Source organism: Aeromonas piscicola, from assembly GCF_000820005.1.
Taxonomy (GTDB): Bacteria; Pseudomonadota; Gammaproteobacteria; order Enterobacterales; family Aeromonadaceae; genus Aeromonas; species Aeromonas piscicola.
Genome location: NZ_CDBL01000016.1, coordinates 18,543 through 35,673, shown reverse-complemented (window position 1 = coordinate 35,673; position 17,131 = coordinate 18,543). Strand labels below are relative to the sequence as shown.

Here is a 17,131-nt window from a genome sequence, read left to right as displayed (position 1 = left end):
GCCAGTGCCGAGGCGATGGCGGAGGGCTGGTTTCGCAGCGGCGATCTGGCGGTGTGGCACCCTGATGGCTATGTGGAGATCAAGGACAGATCCAAGGACATCATCATCTCGGGCGGGGAGAACATCTCCAGCCTGGAGGTGGAGGACGTGCTCTATCGCCATCCCGATGTGGACGAGGTGGCGGTGATCGCCATGCCGGACGAAAAGTGGGGGGAGGTGCCCTGTGCCTTCGTGAAACTCAAGGAGGGCAGAGAGCTGAGCCAGGCCGAGCTGATTGCGTTTTGCCGCGAGCAGATGGCCCACTTCAAGGCCCCCAAGCGGATCATCTTCACCCCCCTGCCCAAGACCTCCACCGGCAAGGTGCAGAAGTTCATGTTGCGCCAGCAGTTCGGGTAATGGCTGGCGGTCACTGTCATGTGAACGTTTAAGTTGGCGTCATATTGCCCTGTGGGTGATATGGCGCCAAATTTGTATGTTCATCAAACTCTTTCGGAACTCACTCTGGTAATATCCTGCTCAATATCGAGATAGGGAAGCATTATGACGCTTGCAGCATTTAATTGGGGTGAGCCACTCCCATGGGATGGCCCGGGAGCCATTGACGGTGTAGTGGAAGAGTTGGCAGGTGACAGGTTGGACCGTGCTCGTTACGCCGATTTTCTTACCAACTATCTGGCGGCCGAGGGCACACAGCGCAACTATGTGCTGAACCTCAATGCCGAATGGGGGGCGGGCAAGACCTGGTTTATCAAGCGTTGGTATATGGAGCTGAAACAGCACTATCCCACCGTCTATATCGATGCCTGGCAGCAGGACTTTTCTGATGATCCCTTGTTGACGGTGATCTCGTCGATTATTGACCAGCTAAAGCATATTGCAGGTAAAGAGAACCCTATTCCCGATGGCATGCGCCAGCGTTTGTTGGGATTATTCAAGGTCGGCGGCAAACTGGCGTTGAAAGCGGCCATCAAGAAAGCTGGACTGGAAGAGGACGATTTTTCTCTGGAAAAGGAGGATGCCAATCAATTGGTTGATGCCCTCTGCAGCAACCAAAAAGAGCGTTATGAATCTATTCAGTATCTTAAAAAGGAGATACGGCAATGGGTCGAGGGGGCCGTTGGTTTAAGTGATGGAAAACTAGATTACCCAGCTTTTATCTTGATCGATGAGCTGGATCGCTGTCGTCCCTCCTATGCGGTAGAAATGCTGGAAACCATCAAGCATATATTCGATATCCCCGGTGTGGTCTTTGTCTTGGCAACGGATACCGAACAGTTACAACATGCCATAAAGGTAATATATGGCGAAGGATTTGATGCATCTGCTTATCTAAGACGTTTTTTCAGGCGACAATTTTCCTTAAAGGAAATATCAAAAGCGTCATTCATTGAAAGCAATATGACTCTTGATGGTGCATCATGCGAGCATCTTTTCCCAAGATTTAAAACAATAAGCGAATTTTCATGGTTGCTATCTGTAATCGCAGATGTTTTCGGTCTAAAGCTTAGAAATATTGAGCAATACATAGACAAAATAAAGGCTGCGATATCAAACGTTAGTGATGATTTTGATTTGGTGGTTTTTTCCATACTTCTTTTATCCAAGGAGTATGTGCCTGATTTATATAGGCAGATAGTTAGTTTAGAACTATCACTTAGAAATGATAGTTCTAAACCAGTCTCCAATATTGGGTTCTACGAACGATTTAAATTCAATAAAGAATTGAGTTTTCATTTGCCTTTGGAGAACAATGGCTCCGAGTTTTTAAAAGCTGAAGTAAGCATATCAAAATACATAGGTTGTTTCTTTTACTCCATCAAAAACAAAGCTCAATTAGTTGCGGCAAAGGAAGCCATTTCGATAGGGGGGGTATTAGGTAAACATTCAATAGATTCATTTTCCGAGGCTAGACATGAAGAGGCGCTATTAGCATATCATTTGGCAAATCAGAGTATAAATATTAATGAGTACCAAGATCTTGTTGAGCTAGCATGTAATTTAAAATAGAAATGGGCATGCGCCCATTTCTACACAGGAATATTATTTCTGATGGCGCTTATAAAGCCGCTGCACCACATCCTTCAATCCCAGCCCCTCGTTTTGCAGCAGGACTGTGAGGTGGTAGAGCAGGTCGGCGGATTCATTGATAAGCTCCTCCCGATCCTTGGCCATGGCGGCCAGTGCCACTTCAACACCTTCTTCACCCACCTTCTGGGCGATACGCTTGGTGCCTTTGGCGTACAGGCTGGCGGTGTAGCTGGTGGCGGGGTCTGCGCCCTTGCGCGATGCCAGGATCTGCTCAAGCTCGGCCAGGAAGCCAAGCGGCGGCACAGGGTGACCGTCGAAGCAGGATGGCGTGCCCAGATGGCAGGTGGGGCCGACCGGATTGGCGGCGATCAGCAGAGAGTCCTGATCGCAGTCGGTGCTGATGGCGACCAGCTTGAGCACATGGCCCGAGCTTTCGCCCTTGGTCCAGAGGCGCTGCTTGCTGCGGCTGAAGAAGGTGACCTGACCTGTGGTTTGGGTTTTTTCCAGCGCTTCGCGGGTCATGAAGCCTTGCATCAACACCTCGCCGCTGGCGGCATGCTGGACGATGGCGGGGATCATGCCATCACACTTTGCCCAGTCCAGGCGTTCAATCAGCGGTGCCTGGTTTACAACATCTTGATTACTCACGGATGGCGACTCCTTCATTTTTCAGCCAGCGTTTCAATTCGGGAATGGGGATAAGGCCCTTGTGGAAAACAGAGGCGGCCAGGGCCCCGTCCACGTCTGCGAGGGTAAAGGCATCGCGAAAGTGTTCCATGGCACCCGCGCCGCCGGAGGCGATGAGGGGCACCTTGCAGACGGCACGGACCAGCTTGAGCTGCTCGAGGTCGTAGCCCTGACGCATGCCATCCTGGTTCATCACGTTCAGCACGATTTCACCGGCGCCGCGTTTTTGCGCCTCCTGCACCCAATCGAGAGTGTGCCAGGCCGTGGTGCGGGTGCGGCTCTCGTCACCGGTGAACTGCTTGACCTGATAGTGACCTGTGTCGGCATCGAAGTAGGAGTCGATCCCCACCACCACACACTGCACGCCAAAGCGCTCCGCCAGCCGGGTGATGAGGCCGGGATCCGCCAGTGCCGGTGAGTTGATGGAGACCTTGTCGGCGCCAAATTCCAGGATCTGGCGGGCATCCTCAACGCTTTTGATGCCACCGGCGACGCAGAAGGGGATGTCGATGACTTCCGCCACCCGGCTCACCCAGCTCTTGTCTACCACCCGGGCATCGCTTGAGGCGGTGATGTCATAGAACACCAGCTCGTCGGCCCCTTCTTCTGCGTAGCGGCGGGCGAGCTCGACGATACCGCCCATCACTTCATGATTTCGAAATTGCACTCCCTTGACCACGACGCCATCTTTGACGTCCAGACAGGGGATAATACGCTTTGACAACATGCTCGTTGCTCCATGTAACGCACGGTTAAAAACATCGTTATTGCCGGATGACGCGGGCGTCAGACGGCCAATGAGTGAAGATCGTCGGCATGCTTCAACAGGTGGTGCCCAGCCGGGCGAAAACGTGGCCGCAAGGGAACGTGTTCGACAGGGGAACCAACACTATATGCATGACTTTATTCAGTGATTCAACCCTTTATCTCTCTTTGTCGCCGCAGGATGCAGGGTTGGCGCATCCGGGCTGGCCGGTTCAAATCCGGTGGTATCTTCCTGCGCCACCTGCAGGCTGCGCAGGGTGAGCAGGGCGCTGTCGAAGTCGAACACTTTCAACTGGCGGGCCAGTGTCTCCCCTTTGGGCCCGAGGCTGAGAAGCAGGGGACCTGCGTACTGCTCGAACAGCGGAATGACGGCTGTGTCGCTTTGCAGCAGCAGGCCTTCAATCTGGCGCAGCAACTGCTGCTGCCAGTGGCCGTTGATGGGGGCCGATACGCAGGTGGGCTCAGGCTCTTCCTGACCCAGCAGTTCAAGCAGGGCACCGAGTCCGTTCGCTATCTCCGCCATTTGATCGGTCAGCTCGCTGCCATCGCGGGACAGGTCGTGTTCCAGCCGCTGGCTCTGGTCGGCCAGGGACACCCAGCCCAAAGTCGCGGCGACGCCGCGCAAGGTGTGGGCGAGGCGTGTGGCGGCCGGTTTATCGCCCGCTTGCAGATGGCTGCTGAGCAGTGGCATGTCCTGACTGTGCTCACTGGCGAAGTGGCGCAGCAAGGCGGCGTATTTCACCTGATTGCCCTGCAGTGCCGCCAGCCCCTGTTGCAGATCCAGACCGGGGAAGGATTGCAGCCGGGCGAGTGGAGCTATCAGGGTATCACTGGCCCGGCGCTGGTATTGAGGCTGCAACGGCGTGCTGGCGGGCAACCACTGTTGCAGCGCCTCAAACAACTTGGCGGGGGTCACTGGCTTGGCGATGAAATCGTTCATGCCTGCTGCCTCACAGGCTTTTTTGTCCTCTTCAAAGGCACTGGCGGTCAGTGCCAGAATGGGGGTCTTCTCCCAGCCCGGCAAGATACGGATGGCGCGAGTGGCCGTGTAGCCATCCATCAGGGGCATTTGTATGTCCATCAGGATCAGATCGAAGGCGTGCTGGCTGACCCTCTCCAGCGCTTCCTGGCCATTGACGGCGGTCTCGATGACGAGGCCGCTGTTGTTGAGCAGCTCCAGCACCACCTCGCGGTTGATGGCATTGTCCTCCACCAGCAGCACCCGGGCATGGTTGGAGAAAAAGAGCGCCTGCTGCACCGTCTGCTCGAGTCGCGCGGCTTGCTGCGGCTCCCCCTGACCCAGGGAGAGCAGGGCGGTGAACCAGAAGCAGCTGCCTTTGCCCGGTACGCTGCTCAGACCGACCTCGCCCCCCATCAGGGTGGCGAGGCGGCTGGTGATCGCCAGGCCAAGGCCGGTGCCGCCGTACTTGCGGGTGGTGGAGACGTCGGCCTGCTCGAATGCCTGGAACAGCTTCTCGCTCTGTTCCGCACTGATGCCGATGCCGGTGTCTTCCACCTCGAAGCGCAGCAGGTAACCCGTGGGCAGCGGGCGTTCTATCCGTACCCGCAGGGTGACCGAGCCCTGTTCGGTGAACTTGATGGCATTGGCCGCGTAGTTGAGCAGCGCCTGGCGCAAACGGGTGATGTCGCCATGGACCCAGGCGGGTGTATCCCCTATGTCGACTATGATGGTGAGCCCCTTGGCGCGTGCTTGCTCGCTCATCAGGGCGCTGACGTTGTCCAGCATGGCGGTGAGGGAGAAGTCACTCTGCTCCAGCACCATCTTGCCCGCATCGATTTTGGAGAGATCCAGAATGTCGTTGATGATGGTGAGCAGGTGCTGGGCTGCGTTGTCTATCTTCTCCAGCCGATCGTGCTGGGTGTGATCCGGAGTATCGCGCTTGAGCAGATAGGTGAGCCCCAAAATGGCGTTCATGGGGGTACGGATCTCGTGGCTCATGTTGGCCAGGAAGGCGCTCTTGGCACGGTTGGCGCTCTCCGCCCGTTGGTGAGCCTGGGCCAGTTGCAGGGTGCGCTCGTTGACCATCTCTTCCAGGTGGTAGCGGTATTGATCCAGCTCCTCGCCGAGCTGTTTCTTCTCCGTGATGTCCGCCTGCACGGTCACATAGTGGGTTACCACCCCGTTCTCCTGCCGAATGGGGGAGACGGTGGCCAGCACCTGATAGTGGGAGCCATCCTTGCGGCGGTTGATGAACTCGCCATGCCAGCGCTGCCCCTGATGGATAGCGTCCCACAGGGCAACATAGGTCGCCTTGGGAGTGAGGCCGGAGCGCAGCAGGGAAGGGGTCTGGCCTATCACTTCACTCTGCTGGTATCCGCTGGCGGCCAGGAAGGCAACGTTGACGTATTCGATGCGGGCATGGGTATCCGTGATGAAGACGCCATCCGGGCTCTGCTCCAGGGCCAGCGACAGTTGCCGCAACTGCTGTTCGGCCTGCTTGCGCTCCGTGATATCCAGATTGATGCCAAGCAGGCGCAGCGGGCGCTGTTGGGCATCCCGATAGACGCTGCCCTTGCTCACCAGCCAGCGGATATCGCCATTGGGCTGCTGGATGCGAAATTCTATCTCGAGCGGTTTGCCCGCTGCGGGCAATTCGGAGAGCAGCTTGTCGATGCGGGCCTTGTCGTCCGGATGCACGCAACTTTGCCAGGCGTGAAACTTGCTGAGCTGCTCCACACTGCGGCCATAGAGGCGGGCACATTCGGGAGAGAAGAACAGCTGGCCGCTCGGGATGTCCCACTCCCAGATGCCGACGTGTGCCCCTTCCTGGGCCATCAGCAGGCGCTGTTCGCTATTGCGCAGGGCTGTGCTGGTGGTCTCTGCACGGATGCGGGCGCTGATGGCATCGTCCATCAGATTCAGTGCCGCCAGGCGGGCGCGGCGCTGGGTATCGAGTGCCACCTGCTGGTTTTGCAACAGCTGCTGCTCGGCCAGTTTTCGCTCGGTGATGTCCTGCACAGTGCCGTACAGCTCGACGATGGCGCCACTGCCATCACGCAAGGCAGCGCCCCGGGCAATGATCCAGATGGGATCCCCCTGTTCGTGGATCACCTCGGCATCGCACTCGTAGGGATAGCCGGTCTGCAGGCAATGCTCGACGGACTGGGCGATGGCGCGCCACCCCTCCTGGGTGAAATATTTCCTCACCTCGGGGTAGACGGCGGGAGGGAGGGACTGGTCGCGGCCATAGATACGGTAGATCTCGGGTGACCAGTAGTGGCTGTTGTCGGCAATGTGCCAGCGCCAGTTGCCTATCTTGGCCAGATGCTGAGATTCGCGCAGGATCACCTCATTGCGGCGCAGGGCCTCCTCGGTCTCCTTGCGTTGCTGGTTGTCCTCGATGATCGAGATGAAATAGTCGGGCTCCCCCTTGAGATCCCGGACCAGCGCCACTGTGAGGGTGATCCAGAGGATGTCGCCCCCCTTTCGCAGGTAGCGTTTTTCCAGGGTGTAGTGAGGTCGCTCGCCCGCCAGCATCTGGCCAACGTAGGCCTGATCGATAAAGAGATCGTCCGGGTGCGTGATCTGCTGGAAGGTCATGCCCATCAACTCATCGGCTTGGTAGCCCACCATGTCGCACAGCCGCTGGTTGACCCGCAGCCACTTGCCGTCCGGGGCGACCAGGGCAATGCCCACCGCCGCCTGCTCAAAGGTGGCCTGAAAGCGGGTTTCGCTCTGTTGCAGACGGGACTGGATGTTCATCAGCTCCTGCCAGCGCTGGCTCTCCCGGGCGCGGGATCTATGCATGGCGGCGCTGAGCAGGCTGATGAGGATGCCATTGGCAAGCAGTATCCCCCATTGCACCAGATCCTGGCCGGCGGCAATGGTCAGCGAATGGAGCGGGGGCAGCAGGAAGTAGGTGGTGACCAGGGCGCTCACCAAGGTGCTGAGCAAACCAGGCAGCAGGCCACCTAGCAGGGCGCAGAGGATGATGGGCAGCATGAAGAGCACCAGCAGCGGCCGTTCGCCAAAGGCGATGGGCAGCTGTACCCGGATCTGCAACATGAGAATGGGCAGCAGAATGGCCAACAGGCACACCCCCCACCGTTGCCAGGGCTGACGGATATGCCACAGCTGGGACCCGCTTATCATAGGGACACCTCCGGCGGCGTGGGGGCTTGAGGGTAGGGTGGCTGCTGTCCGAGCTGAAGTGACAGCGCATTGATCTGGTGTTTGAGGGTCAGCATGGCCAGTTCCCTGTCCACCATCACCTTGTTGAACCGCTCCAGCTCGCTGTTTTGCTGGCGCAATTCCGCAGCCTGGCGGGTCAGGGCCTGCTCGACCTGCTCCCGCTCGGTGACATCCAGCAACAGGCCGAGGACGGCGGGCTGGCCACGATAGTCGACGCGTCGTCCATACAGCTCCACCTCAATGTTCTGATGGTCGTGGTGCAAGGCGGTGAAACGGGTGTGGATCTCGGTATCTTCCTGCTCGCAGCGCAGCAATTGCTCCGCCACCCTGTCGCTGTCTTTCGGGTTGGCCAAGGCATGCAGTGTGCCGACTTTCAGCAGGGCGTTGGTCGAGCCGTAGCCAAACAGGCGGGCGAAGCCCGGGTTGATGTAGCAGAGCTGGCCCTGCTGGAGTATGTAGATACCGGCCAGAGACTGTTCCACCAGGGCGCGAAACAACCCTTCCCGTTCCTTGAGGCCTGCCTCGGCCCGCTTGAAATCCGTGATGTCGCGGGAGATGCCAAAGATGCCGATCACCTGACCTTCGTTGTCTTGCAGCGGTCCCTTGGTGGCAAGGAACACCCGATCGCCGCTGGGCAGGGTGAGATACTCCTCCTGTGTCTGTACCTTGTTGCGGGCGATGACCTGCTGGCCCAGATCCATCAACATCCGGGCCTGGTCGGGCGGGAAGATGGCCATGTCATCCTGACCCAGCATCTCGGCGGCCGGCTTGCCGACGAACTGGCTGGCGGCGCGGTTGAACAAGATGTATTTGCCTTCCATGTCTTTGGCGAAGATGGCGTCTTCCGAGCTGTCGGCAATGGCGGAGAGCAGTTGCAGCGCCTGCAGACGCCCCGCCTGGGATTGGCGGATCTGCTCGGCCATAAATAGCTGGGTATGCTGGCGCAGCAATATGATGCCGGCGTTGGCGATGAAGAGCACCAGCAGGCCTATGAGCCCAATCCAGATGCTCTCCCTGAAGGCGGCGTGGTTGAGCTCCGCCTTGTCTATCTTGGCTACCAGATACCAGTCGGTGCCGATGACGGAGTGGATGGTGCCAAAGACCTCGACCCCCCGGTAATCCTGGCCCAAGAAAACCTGTCTGAGCTCTTCTTTGGCGCCGCCGTTGAGAAACTGGGCCGCCAGCAGCGCCTTGTTGTCGATGGGGATCTGCAGGGTGAGGGCCGAGTGGGGGCGATAGCGCACGTCATTGAGAAACTGCATCTGATTGCCGTGTTTGCGAAACAGCAGGGCTTCCCCGCTGCTGGCCGGAATGGGCCATTGCTTGAGAATGTGGTTGAGCCAGTCGCTGGAGCTGATTTGCAGTACAACAAGAGGAGAGGCGCTGCCAGGCATGGACAGCGGGGCTATGAAGTCGAGCCTGGGCTGGCCCTGCTCATCGAGATAGGGCCCCACCCGCATGACGTTGTCCGTTTCCGCATGAGCCAAGGCCTCGCGCAGCGGTGCGCCAAGACCGCTGGCCCCGGGGGTCTGCCACAGGGCGGTGCCGGTCGGGCTGAATACGGTCGCCGCGCTGAATCCCCTGATGGAGATGAACTCGGCCAGCCGGGTCATCAGGGGGGGATGTGCATCCGCCTGATGTGTGACTTGCCCCTGGCGATAGAGGTTGGCATAGAGCGGTTTTTCGATCAGCAGGCGGGCATCGCGCTCACGGGCATTGAGCCACTCGGTGATCTGCTTGCTCTTGAGATCGGCGATGGCCTCGATCCGGGCTATCTCCTTGTCCTGAGTGTGACCCAGGCTCTGGGCGATGGCCATGCCGGTGAGCCCCAGGATCAGGCCGTTGGTCAGGATAAGGGGCAAAAGCTGGCGCCGGGAGGGGCGACGGGTGACCACTGGCATGTCGATGCGACGGCGCAGCATGGTATAGAGCATGAGCGACGTGATGAGGATGAACAGCCAACCCTTGATGGTGCTGGCCAGGGCGAACTGGGCCTGGCTGCTGAACAACCACTCAACCGCCTTGTCGGAAAGCAGGATCCACAGGCTGGCCACGGCGGCATAGGTCAGTACGACGTTGAGGATGTGAGCGCGGGTGAGCGGGGGCTGGTCAGCCATGCTGTGCCTCATTGTCATCCTTGTAGCGTTCGGCAATGGCGATGAACTGTTCGAAATGGCTGTCAAATGCCGCCACTACATCCGGATCAAAATGCTGGCTGCTGCCAGTGAGGATCAGGGTTCTCGCCTCGTCATAGGGCATGGCGGCCTTGTAAACCCTTACGCTGATGAGGGCGTCAAACACATCGGCCAGTGCCATCAGCCGAGCCGACAGGGGAATATCATCGCCGCGCAAACCGTCAGGGTAACCGCTGCCGTCCCACTTCTCGTGGTGCCAGTGGGCGATCTCCTTGGCCAGGGTGAGGAATGCCAAGGGTTGTTCTATGTCTTGTTCCGCTTGCTCGATGGCATCGCTGCCGAGCTTGGCATGGGTGCGCATGGTTGCCCACTCTTCCACCGTCAACTTGGCCGGTTTGAGCAGTATGTGATCGGGAATGCCCACCTTGCCGATGTCATGCAGGGGGGCCGAGCGGCTCAGCAGGTCGATGTAACGAGGGGTCAGGGTCTCGGCAAAGCGGGGATGCGTGGCGAGGGCGCTGGCCAGTTGCCGCACATAGCCTTGAGTGCGCAAGATGTGGTTGCCGGTTTCGGGGTCGCGGATCTCCGCCAGGTGAGCAAGAGCACGGATGGAGACTTGCTGGATCAGGTCGTTCTCCGTCATGCGGCGGGCCACCTCGGCCTCCAGCGCCGTGTTCTGGGTCTGCAAGCCATCACGGGCCTGCTTGGCTTCCAGCTGGGTGCGCACCCGGGCCTGAACGATGGCCGGTTTGATTGGCTTGGTGATGTAATCGGCCGCCCCGAGCGACAATCCATACTCTTCACTCTGGGGATCGGCGAGGGCGGTTAGCAGCACCACGGGAATACGGGTGGTCTCGGGGGCGATACGCAACTGTTTGAGCACCTCATAGCCATCCATGCCCGGCATCATCACATCCAGCAGGATGAGATCCGGCGCCGTCTTGCCAGTGGCGATCCGCAGGCACTTCTCCCCGCTCTGGGCGGCCAGCACACGATAGGTGGGAGAGAGCAAGTCTGTCAGCACCATCAGATTTTCGGGCGAGTCATCAACGATCAGTATGGTGGCGGCGTGAGATGTGAACATAAGTCCTCCGTGACCTTGTCTCGATGAGTTCGAGTATAGAGTCAATTGTTACCAGGCAATAAGGACTTACCCCGACTTATCTCTGGATCGAGAGATCTCTGCCCGGCTCCTCTGGCCAGGCAGGCTCTCATGTCACGGCGGGTGCTCAAGCCGTCAATCTGGCGTGCCGTTGGCCCAGCATGCGATGGCGTCACCCACCGAGAACTTGCCCTCCAGCAGGGCGCGGCCGAGGATGATCCCTTTGACCCCGGAGCCCTTGAGCGCCTCTATGTCCTGGATCCCGCCAATACCGCCTGAGGCCTGGAAGGCCACGCTCGGGTAGCGGGCGCAGAGATCCTGATAGAGCTCGACGTTGGTGCCAGCCAGGGTGCCGTCACGGCTGATGTCGGTGCAGAGCACATGTTTGAGCCCGGCGGGGAGGAAGCGCTCGATCAGCGCTTCGATGGTCACGCCGCTGTTCTCCTGCCAGCCTGCCACTGCGATATGGCGATTGCCCAGCGCATCGATATTGACGTCCAGCGCCAGCACGATCTGCTCTGGGCCATATTTCTCCATCCAGCTGGCCACCAGATCCGGGGATTTGACGGCGGTGGAGCCGATCACCACCCGGCTGGCACCGGCGGCCAAGAGGTCTGCTACATCCTGCTCCGTGCGCACGCCGCCACCGACCTGCACCGGTGCTTCGGTGGCCGACAGCAGTTGGGTCAGCAGGGGCAACTGGCGGGCCTTTGCATCCTTGGCACCGTCCAGATCCACCAGATGGAGCTGCACCGCCCCCTGGGAGACATACTCGTCGAAGCGGGCCTGCGGGCTGCTGCTGTATTCGGTCTTCTGGTCGTAGTCCCCCTGATAGAGACGGACTACCTGACCATTGATAAGGTCAATTGCGGGAATGATCATTCAAAGCTCCAGAAAATTTTGCAGCAAACGGGCACCGGCTGCGCCTGAGCGCTCCGGGTGGAATTGGGCGCCGAAGAAGTTGTCCCGACCGACGATGGCGGTAAAGGGCGTGCCGTAGTCACAGGTGGCGAGCGTCGCATTTGTCACCTCCAGCGCGTAGGAGTGGACGAAATAGAAGTAGCTGCCGCTCGGGATCCCCTTGAGCAACGGGTGCGTTTCATCATGCTCTATCTGGTTCCAGCCCATATGGGGCAGGCGCAGCGTGCCGACCTCCATCAGCCGGATCTTGCCCGGTACTATGCCAAGGCAGTCGATAAGCCGCTCTGACGACCCCTCCGTGCCCATGCTCTCTTCGGAGGCCTCCGCCAGCATCTGCATGCCGAGGCAAAAGCCCAGCAGCGGCTGTTTGGCGGCGCGAATAAGCGGCACCAACCCCCGTTCGTTGAGGTTGTTCATGGCGGCCACGGCTGTGCCTACACCGGGCAGGATCAGCTTGTTGGCCTGCTCGATATCGGCCGCCTGGCTTGAGACCAGTGGCTGCACGCCGAGACGCTCGAACGCCATTCTGACCGAGGCCAGGTTAGCGCAGCCAGTGTCGATGATGACCAGCTTTTGATTGTTCATCGTGCCTTACCCATGTCGATTGGCGAAATCCGCACTATCAATGCGGTGTCGATGATGGTCGGTGTCTGCTTGCCCGCATCCATCACAGCACTCCCTTGCTGGAGGGAAGCTCGCTCCCTTCCACCCGAATGGCTTGACGCAGGGCGCGGCCAAAGCCTTTGAACAGCGCCTCCACCTGATGGTGGGTGTTGCCGCTGCCCACCTTCATCTGCAAGGTGATGGCCATGGCATCCGACAGCGAGCGGAAGAAGTGGGGCACCATCTCGGTGGCCATCTCGCCCACGTTGTCACGGCCAAAGCCGCTCGGGCAGTCGAACACGAAGTAGGGGCGGCCGCTCAGATCCAGCGCGGTGCTCACCTCCTGCTCGGTCAGCGGGCGCGCATCGATCACCGCCTGCACCTCGTCCATCGCCAGCACAAAGCCGAAGCGGCCGATACCGCGCTTGTTGCCAAGGGCCTGGCGCAGCGCCTGACCGAGAGCCAGCCCGACGTCTTCCACCGTGTGGTGATCGTCGATATGCAGATCACCGCTGACGCTCAACTTGAGCCGGAAACCGGCGTGGGTGGCGATCTGATCCAGCATGTGATCAAAGAAACCGATGCCGGTGGCGATCTGGTTGCCGCCGCTGTTGTCGAGATCCACAGCTACCTGAATGCGGGTCTCTTTGGTGTAGCGTTCCACTTCGGCAACTCGTCCTTTGGAGAGCAGCTGATCACGGATGGCAAGCCAGTCGTGATCCTGCGGGTGGTAGCGAATACCGCCAATGCCCATGTTCTCGGCAAGTTGCAGATCGGTCTGGCGATCGCCAATCACGAAGGAGTTGGCGAAGTCGATGCGACCCGAGGCGAGGTACGCCTTCACCAGCCCAAGGTGGGGCTTGCGGCAGCTGCAACCGTCGGTGGGGAAGTGCGGGCAGATCAGCACCTGCTCCCACTTCACCCCTTGCGATTCAAACAGGTGCATCATCAGGTCGTGTGGCGGCTGGAAGTTCTCTAGCGGCAGGCTGGCGGTGCCCAGCCCATCCTGATTGGTCACCATCACCAGCACATAGCCTGCGGCCTGCAACTCGCGCAGTACCGGAATGACCATGGGTTCGAAGCGCAGCTTGGCGAGGCTGTCGACCTGCTTGTCGGTCACCGGCTCTTCAATCAGGGTGCCGTCGCGGTCGATAAACAAAAACGGGGTCTTCATCAATGACATCCTTATACACTGGCGGCAGACGGGTTATTGAGTGGCATCCGGTTGGCTGAGACGTCTCGCAATACCTTGATAACGGCGTCCATTTCTCCCTGATAGCCGATGGTGATGCGAATGCTGTTGTCCAGCCCTGGCTTGGTGGAGAAATCCCGCAATATGATGCCGGCGGCCTTCATGGCGGCAAACACGCTGGCGCCGTCAACGAAGCGCACCAGTATGAAGTTGCCCTTGTCCTCGAAAAGCTCCCGCACGCAGGCCAGGCTGGCCAGCTCGGCCTTGATCATCGCCTTCTGCTTGTTGAGCTCGGTGACCCGCTCCTGCATCAGCTCCAGTCCGATGGGGGAGAGGGCCTGCGCCGCGATCTGGGCGATGGGCTCGGGGATGGGATAGGGGGCGATCACCTTGGCCAGCATGGCGATCACCTCGGGATGGCCTAAGGTAAAGCCGCAGCGGATCCCCGCCAGCGCAAAAGCCTTGGAGAGGGTGCGGGTCACCACCAGATTGGGGAAGCGGGCCAGCAGGTCCACCACGCTCGCTTCTGGGCAGAACTCGATATAGGCCTCGTCAACCACCACGATGGCGCGATCCCGGGCTTTCTCCAGCAGGGCGATCAGGCCATCGCGACCCACCAGATCCCCGGTGGGGTTGTTGGGGGAGCAGAGAAACACCAGTTTCACGTCGCCGAGGCGATCGGCGATGGCGGGCCAGTCCGGCTGGCGGCTGGCGGTGAGCGGCTGCTCGACGATACCCACGCCACAGGTCTCGGCGCTAATGGCGTACATGCCGTAGGTGGGGGGGCAGATCAGGATCTGATCTTCACCCGCTTCGCAGAAGGTGCGAATAAGCAGCTCGATGGCCTCGTCGGCCCCGCGACTGACAAGCACCTGATCGGGGTTGACCCCGGCGTAGGCGGCATAGCCGCTCACCACCTCGGCCGGTTGGCACTCGGGGTAGCGGTTGAGGCGACTGCCTTCGATGGTAAAGGGATAGGCCTGCGGCGCCTCGTTGGCGTTGAGCCAGACGTGGCCCTTGCCGCCGATGCGGCGGGCGGATTGATAAGGGGTGAGGGCCCGCACCACGCGGCGCGCCAGATTGGCAATGCTCATGACAAATCCTTCTGCTGCTGGTTGGAAAGGGCGTTCAACCTGAGGGTGACGGCATTCTTGTGGCCATCGAGCCCCTCGGCTTGTGCGATGCGCTGGACTATGGGGCCAAGGCCCTGAATGCCCTCGGCGCTCAGCTCCTGCACCGTGTAGCGGCGCTGGTAATCGGCCAGCCCCAGGCTGGAGCAGGTGCGGGCATAGCCATAGGTGGGCAGGGTGTGGTTGGTGCCGCTGGCGTAATCGCCGACCGACTCGGGCGTCCATGCCCCGAGGAAGATGGAACCGGCGTTCTCGAGTTTATCCAGCAGATCGCGGGGGGCTTGGGTCTGCACAATCAGGTGCTCCGGCGCGTAGGCGTTGGAGATGGCACACGCCTCGGCCAGATCGTCACAGAGGATCACCAGGCTTGCACCCAGCGCCTTGGCTGCGATCTCGCGGCGGCTCAGCTTGGCCAGCTGGCGCTTGATCTCCCCTGCGATGGCATCAGCCAGCAGGGGCGAGGTGGTGACCAGCACCACCTGACTGTCGGGGCCGTGTTCGGCCTGGGAGAGCAGATCCGCCGCCACGAAGGCGGGGTTGGCGCTCTCGTCGGCAATCACCAGCACCTCGGAGGGGCCAGCTGGCATGTCGATGGCAGCGCCGCGCCAATCGCGCGAGACCTGCCCCTTTGCTTCGGTAACAAAGGCGTTGCCCGGGCCGAAGATCTTGTCGACCTTGGGAATGCTCTCGGTGCCGTAAGCCATGGCGGCGATGGCCTGCGCGCCGCCGATGGCGAACACCTTCTCGACCCCGCAGGCGCGGGCGGCAAACAGGATCTCGTCGCTGGCGGGTGACGGGGTGCAGAGCACCACTTCACGGCAACCGGCGATGGCGGCCGGAATGGCCAGCATCATCACGGTGGAGGGGAGCGGCGCGCTGCCCCCCGGCACATAGAGGCCGACCCGGCTGATGGGCTGGGTGCGCAGCTCGCACACCACGCCAGGCTGGGTCTCGACCCGCACCACCGGCTGCACCTGGGCGGCGTGGAAGGTGCGAATATTGGTAATTGCCGCTTCGATGGCACTCTTGATGTCATCGTCCAGCCGCGCGCAGGCGGCCTCGATTTCGGCCTCGCTGACGCGCAACTGCTGACGGGGAGCGCGCTCGAAGCGCAGACTCAGCTCGCGCAGGGCCTCGTCGCCACGGCTGCGCACCGCGGCGATGATCTCTTTGACCACGGCGCCGATATCGGCCTCGTCATTGAGGGCGGGCCGGGTCAGCACGTCGGTTTGCTGGGCGGAGGAGAGGGTCTTCCAGATCAGGGTCTGCATGATGTCCCTTCCTTATTCCATCATTTTTTCGATGGGCAGCACCAGAATGGAGCTAGCGCCGAGGGCCTTGAGCTGCTCCATGGTTTCCCAGAACAGGGTCTCGCTGGAGACGACGTGCAGCGCCACCTGATTGGTGTCACCGGCCAGCTGCATGATGGTGGGGCGCTCGGCACCCGGCAGCAGATCGGTGATGGCATCGAGCTTGTCTTTGGGGGCGTGCAGCATGATGTACTTGCTCTCGCGCGCTTGCTGCATCCCCTGAATGCGGGGCAGCAGTTTGTCGATCAGCTTCTGCTTGGCCTCATTCAAGGGGTTGGGAGCCTGTATCAGCACCGCTTTGGAGCGGTAGATCACCTCCACCTCTTTCAGGCCGTTGGCCTCCAGGGTCGCGCCGGTGGAGACCAGATCGCAGATGGCATCGGCCAGGCCCGCACGGGGAGCCACTTCCACCGAGCCGCCCAGCATCACGCTCTTGAAATTGAGCCCCTTCTCATCGAAGAAGCGTTTGAGCAGACCCGGGTAAGAGGTGGCAATGCGTTTGCCGGCAAGGCTCTCTGGCCCTGTGTAGGTCACATCTTCCGGCACCGCCAGCGAGAGACGGCAGCCGCCGAAATCGAGCTGCTTGAGGGTTTTGACCTGTGCAGGCAATCCTTGGGAAGCGCGAATAAGCTGTGCCTCTTCCAGCACGTTCTCACCTATGATGCCAAGGTCGACCACCCCTTCCATCACCAGACCGGGAATGTCGTCATCACGCACCCGCAGGATATCTATGGGCATGTTCTCGACATGGGCGATGAGACGCTGCTCGCGCAGGTTTATCTTGAGGCCGCAGCTCTTGAACAGGGCTTGGGAGTCCTGGCTCAGACGACCGGACTTTTGCATGGCGATACGCAGACGTTGTGTTTCCATTTGCTCGATTTCCTTCTAGTCAAAAACGAAAAAACCCTCGGAAGTATGTGCTTCCGAGGGTTTATGAATCTTGCGGTCCTTTTGGAAGTCACCAGTTAAGTGTCTTCCAGCAGTCAACCTCCTGAAAGACTAGTCGGGATGATGATGGTGGTGATGAGTCTTCAGCAGGGTGAACTTCATGATGTAACTAATCCTTTACAAATAAGATGTCGTAGTTGACGCCCGATTTAAACTA

The 17,131-nt window shown here is 59.9% G+C and carries 13 protein-coding genes and 1 other annotated feature; of the genes, 2 read left to right on the top strand and 11 right to left on the bottom strand.

The genetic code is table 11. The annotated features are described in order from the left end of the window. Nucleotides 1–396: AMP-binding enzyme (locus BN1128_RS03350; protein ID WP_042866303.1), on the top strand; the 396-nt coding region annotated here is incomplete at its 5' end. 144 nt (nucleotides 397–540) lie between these two features. After that, nucleotides 541–2,007 (top strand): KAP family P-loop NTPase fold protein, encoded by a 1,467-nt coding sequence (locus BN1128_RS03345; protein WP_082030349.1) that lies wholly within the window; start codon nucleotides 541–543, stop codon nucleotides 2,005–2,007. 33 nt (nucleotides 2,008–2,040) lie between these two features. Here the strand turns inward: BN1128_RS03345 and hisIE are convergent, their stop codons facing one another. From hisIE to hisG, 11 genes are all read right to left on the bottom strand, one after another. Next, nucleotides 2,041–2,676 carry a bifunctional phosphoribosyl-AMP cyclohydrolase/phosphoribosyl-ATP diphosphatase HisIE gene (gene hisIE, locus BN1128_RS03340; protein WP_042866302.1) on the bottom strand — a complete coding sequence of 212 codons (636 nt, stop codon included), beginning with the start codon at nucleotides 2,674–2,676 and terminating at the stop codon, nucleotides 2,041–2,043. After that, the gene (hisF, locus tag BN1128_RS03335) at nucleotides 2,669–3,442 is read right to left on the bottom strand and encodes an imidazole glycerol phosphate synthase subunit HisF (protein WP_005311371.1); all 774 of its coding nucleotides are present in this window, start codon (nucleotides 3,440–3,442) and stop codon (nucleotides 2,669–2,671) included. Before hisF ends, hisIE begins: the two co-directional genes overlap by 8 nt. A gap of 180 nt (nucleotides 3,443–3,622) precedes the next feature. Next, nucleotides 3,623–7,594 carry a PAS domain S-box protein gene (locus BN1128_RS03330; protein ID WP_042866301.1) on the bottom strand — a complete coding sequence of 1,324 codons (3,972 nt, stop codon included), beginning with the start codon at nucleotides 7,592–7,594 and terminating at the stop codon, nucleotides 3,623–3,625. After that, nucleotides 7,591–9,750 (bottom strand): PAS domain-containing protein, encoded by a 2,160-nt coding sequence (locus BN1128_RS03325; protein ID WP_042866300.1) that lies wholly within the window; start codon nucleotides 9,748–9,750, stop codon nucleotides 7,591–7,593. Before BN1128_RS03325 ends, BN1128_RS03330 begins: the two co-directional genes overlap by 4 nt. Then, complete coding sequence (locus BN1128_RS03320) at nucleotides 9,743–10,852, bottom strand: response regulator (protein ID WP_042866299.1); 1,110 nt, start codon at nucleotides 10,850–10,852, stop codon at nucleotides 9,743–9,745. The genes BN1128_RS03325 and BN1128_RS03320 overlap by 8 nt, the downstream gene beginning before the upstream one ends. Nucleotides 10,853–11,005: 153 nt before the next feature. After that, the gene (hisA, locus tag BN1128_RS03315) at nucleotides 11,006–11,752 is read right to left on the bottom strand and encodes a 1-(5-phosphoribosyl)-5-[(5-phosphoribosylamino)methylideneamino]imidazole-4-carboxamide isomerase (RefSeq protein WP_042866298.1); all 747 of its coding nucleotides are present in this window, start codon (nucleotides 11,750–11,752) and stop codon (nucleotides 11,006–11,008) included. Further along, nucleotides 11,753–12,376 carry an imidazole glycerol phosphate synthase subunit HisH gene (gene hisH / locus BN1128_RS03310; RefSeq protein ID WP_042866297.1) on the bottom strand — a complete coding sequence of 208 codons (624 nt, stop codon included), beginning with the start codon at nucleotides 12,374–12,376 and terminating at the stop codon, nucleotides 11,753–11,755. An 82-nt stretch (nucleotides 12,377–12,458) separates the two neighbouring features. Beyond that, nucleotides 12,459–13,568 carry a bifunctional histidinol-phosphatase/imidazoleglycerol-phosphate dehydratase HisB gene (gene hisB, locus BN1128_RS03305; RefSeq protein ID WP_042866296.1) on the bottom strand — a complete coding sequence of 370 codons (1,110 nt, stop codon included), beginning with the start codon at nucleotides 13,566–13,568 and terminating at the stop codon, nucleotides 12,459–12,461. An 11-nt stretch (nucleotides 13,569–13,579) separates the two neighbouring features. Then, nucleotides 13,580–14,680: a histidinol-phosphate transaminase gene (gene hisC, locus BN1128_RS03300; protein ID WP_042866294.1), complete on the bottom strand. Its 1,101-nt coding sequence runs from the start codon at nucleotides 14,678–14,680 to the stop codon at nucleotides 13,580–13,582. Continuing rightward, the gene (gene hisD, locus BN1128_RS03295; protein WP_042866293.1) at nucleotides 14,677–15,987 is read right to left on the bottom strand and encodes a histidinol dehydrogenase; all 1,311 of its coding nucleotides are present in this window, start codon (nucleotides 15,985–15,987) and stop codon (nucleotides 14,677–14,679) included. Before hisD ends, hisC begins: the two co-directional genes overlap by 4 nt. Before the next feature lie 12 nt (nucleotides 15,988–15,999). After that, nucleotides 16,000–16,896, bottom strand: a complete 897-nt coding sequence (gene hisG, locus BN1128_RS03290) for an ATP phosphoribosyltransferase (RefSeq protein ID WP_042866292.1) — start codon at nucleotides 16,894–16,896, stop codon at nucleotides 16,000–16,002. Between the two features lie 25 nt (nucleotides 16,897–16,921). After that, nucleotides 16,922–17,050: a sequence feature (His leader region), on the bottom strand. Between the last annotated feature and the right edge of the window lie 81 nt (nucleotides 17,051–17,131).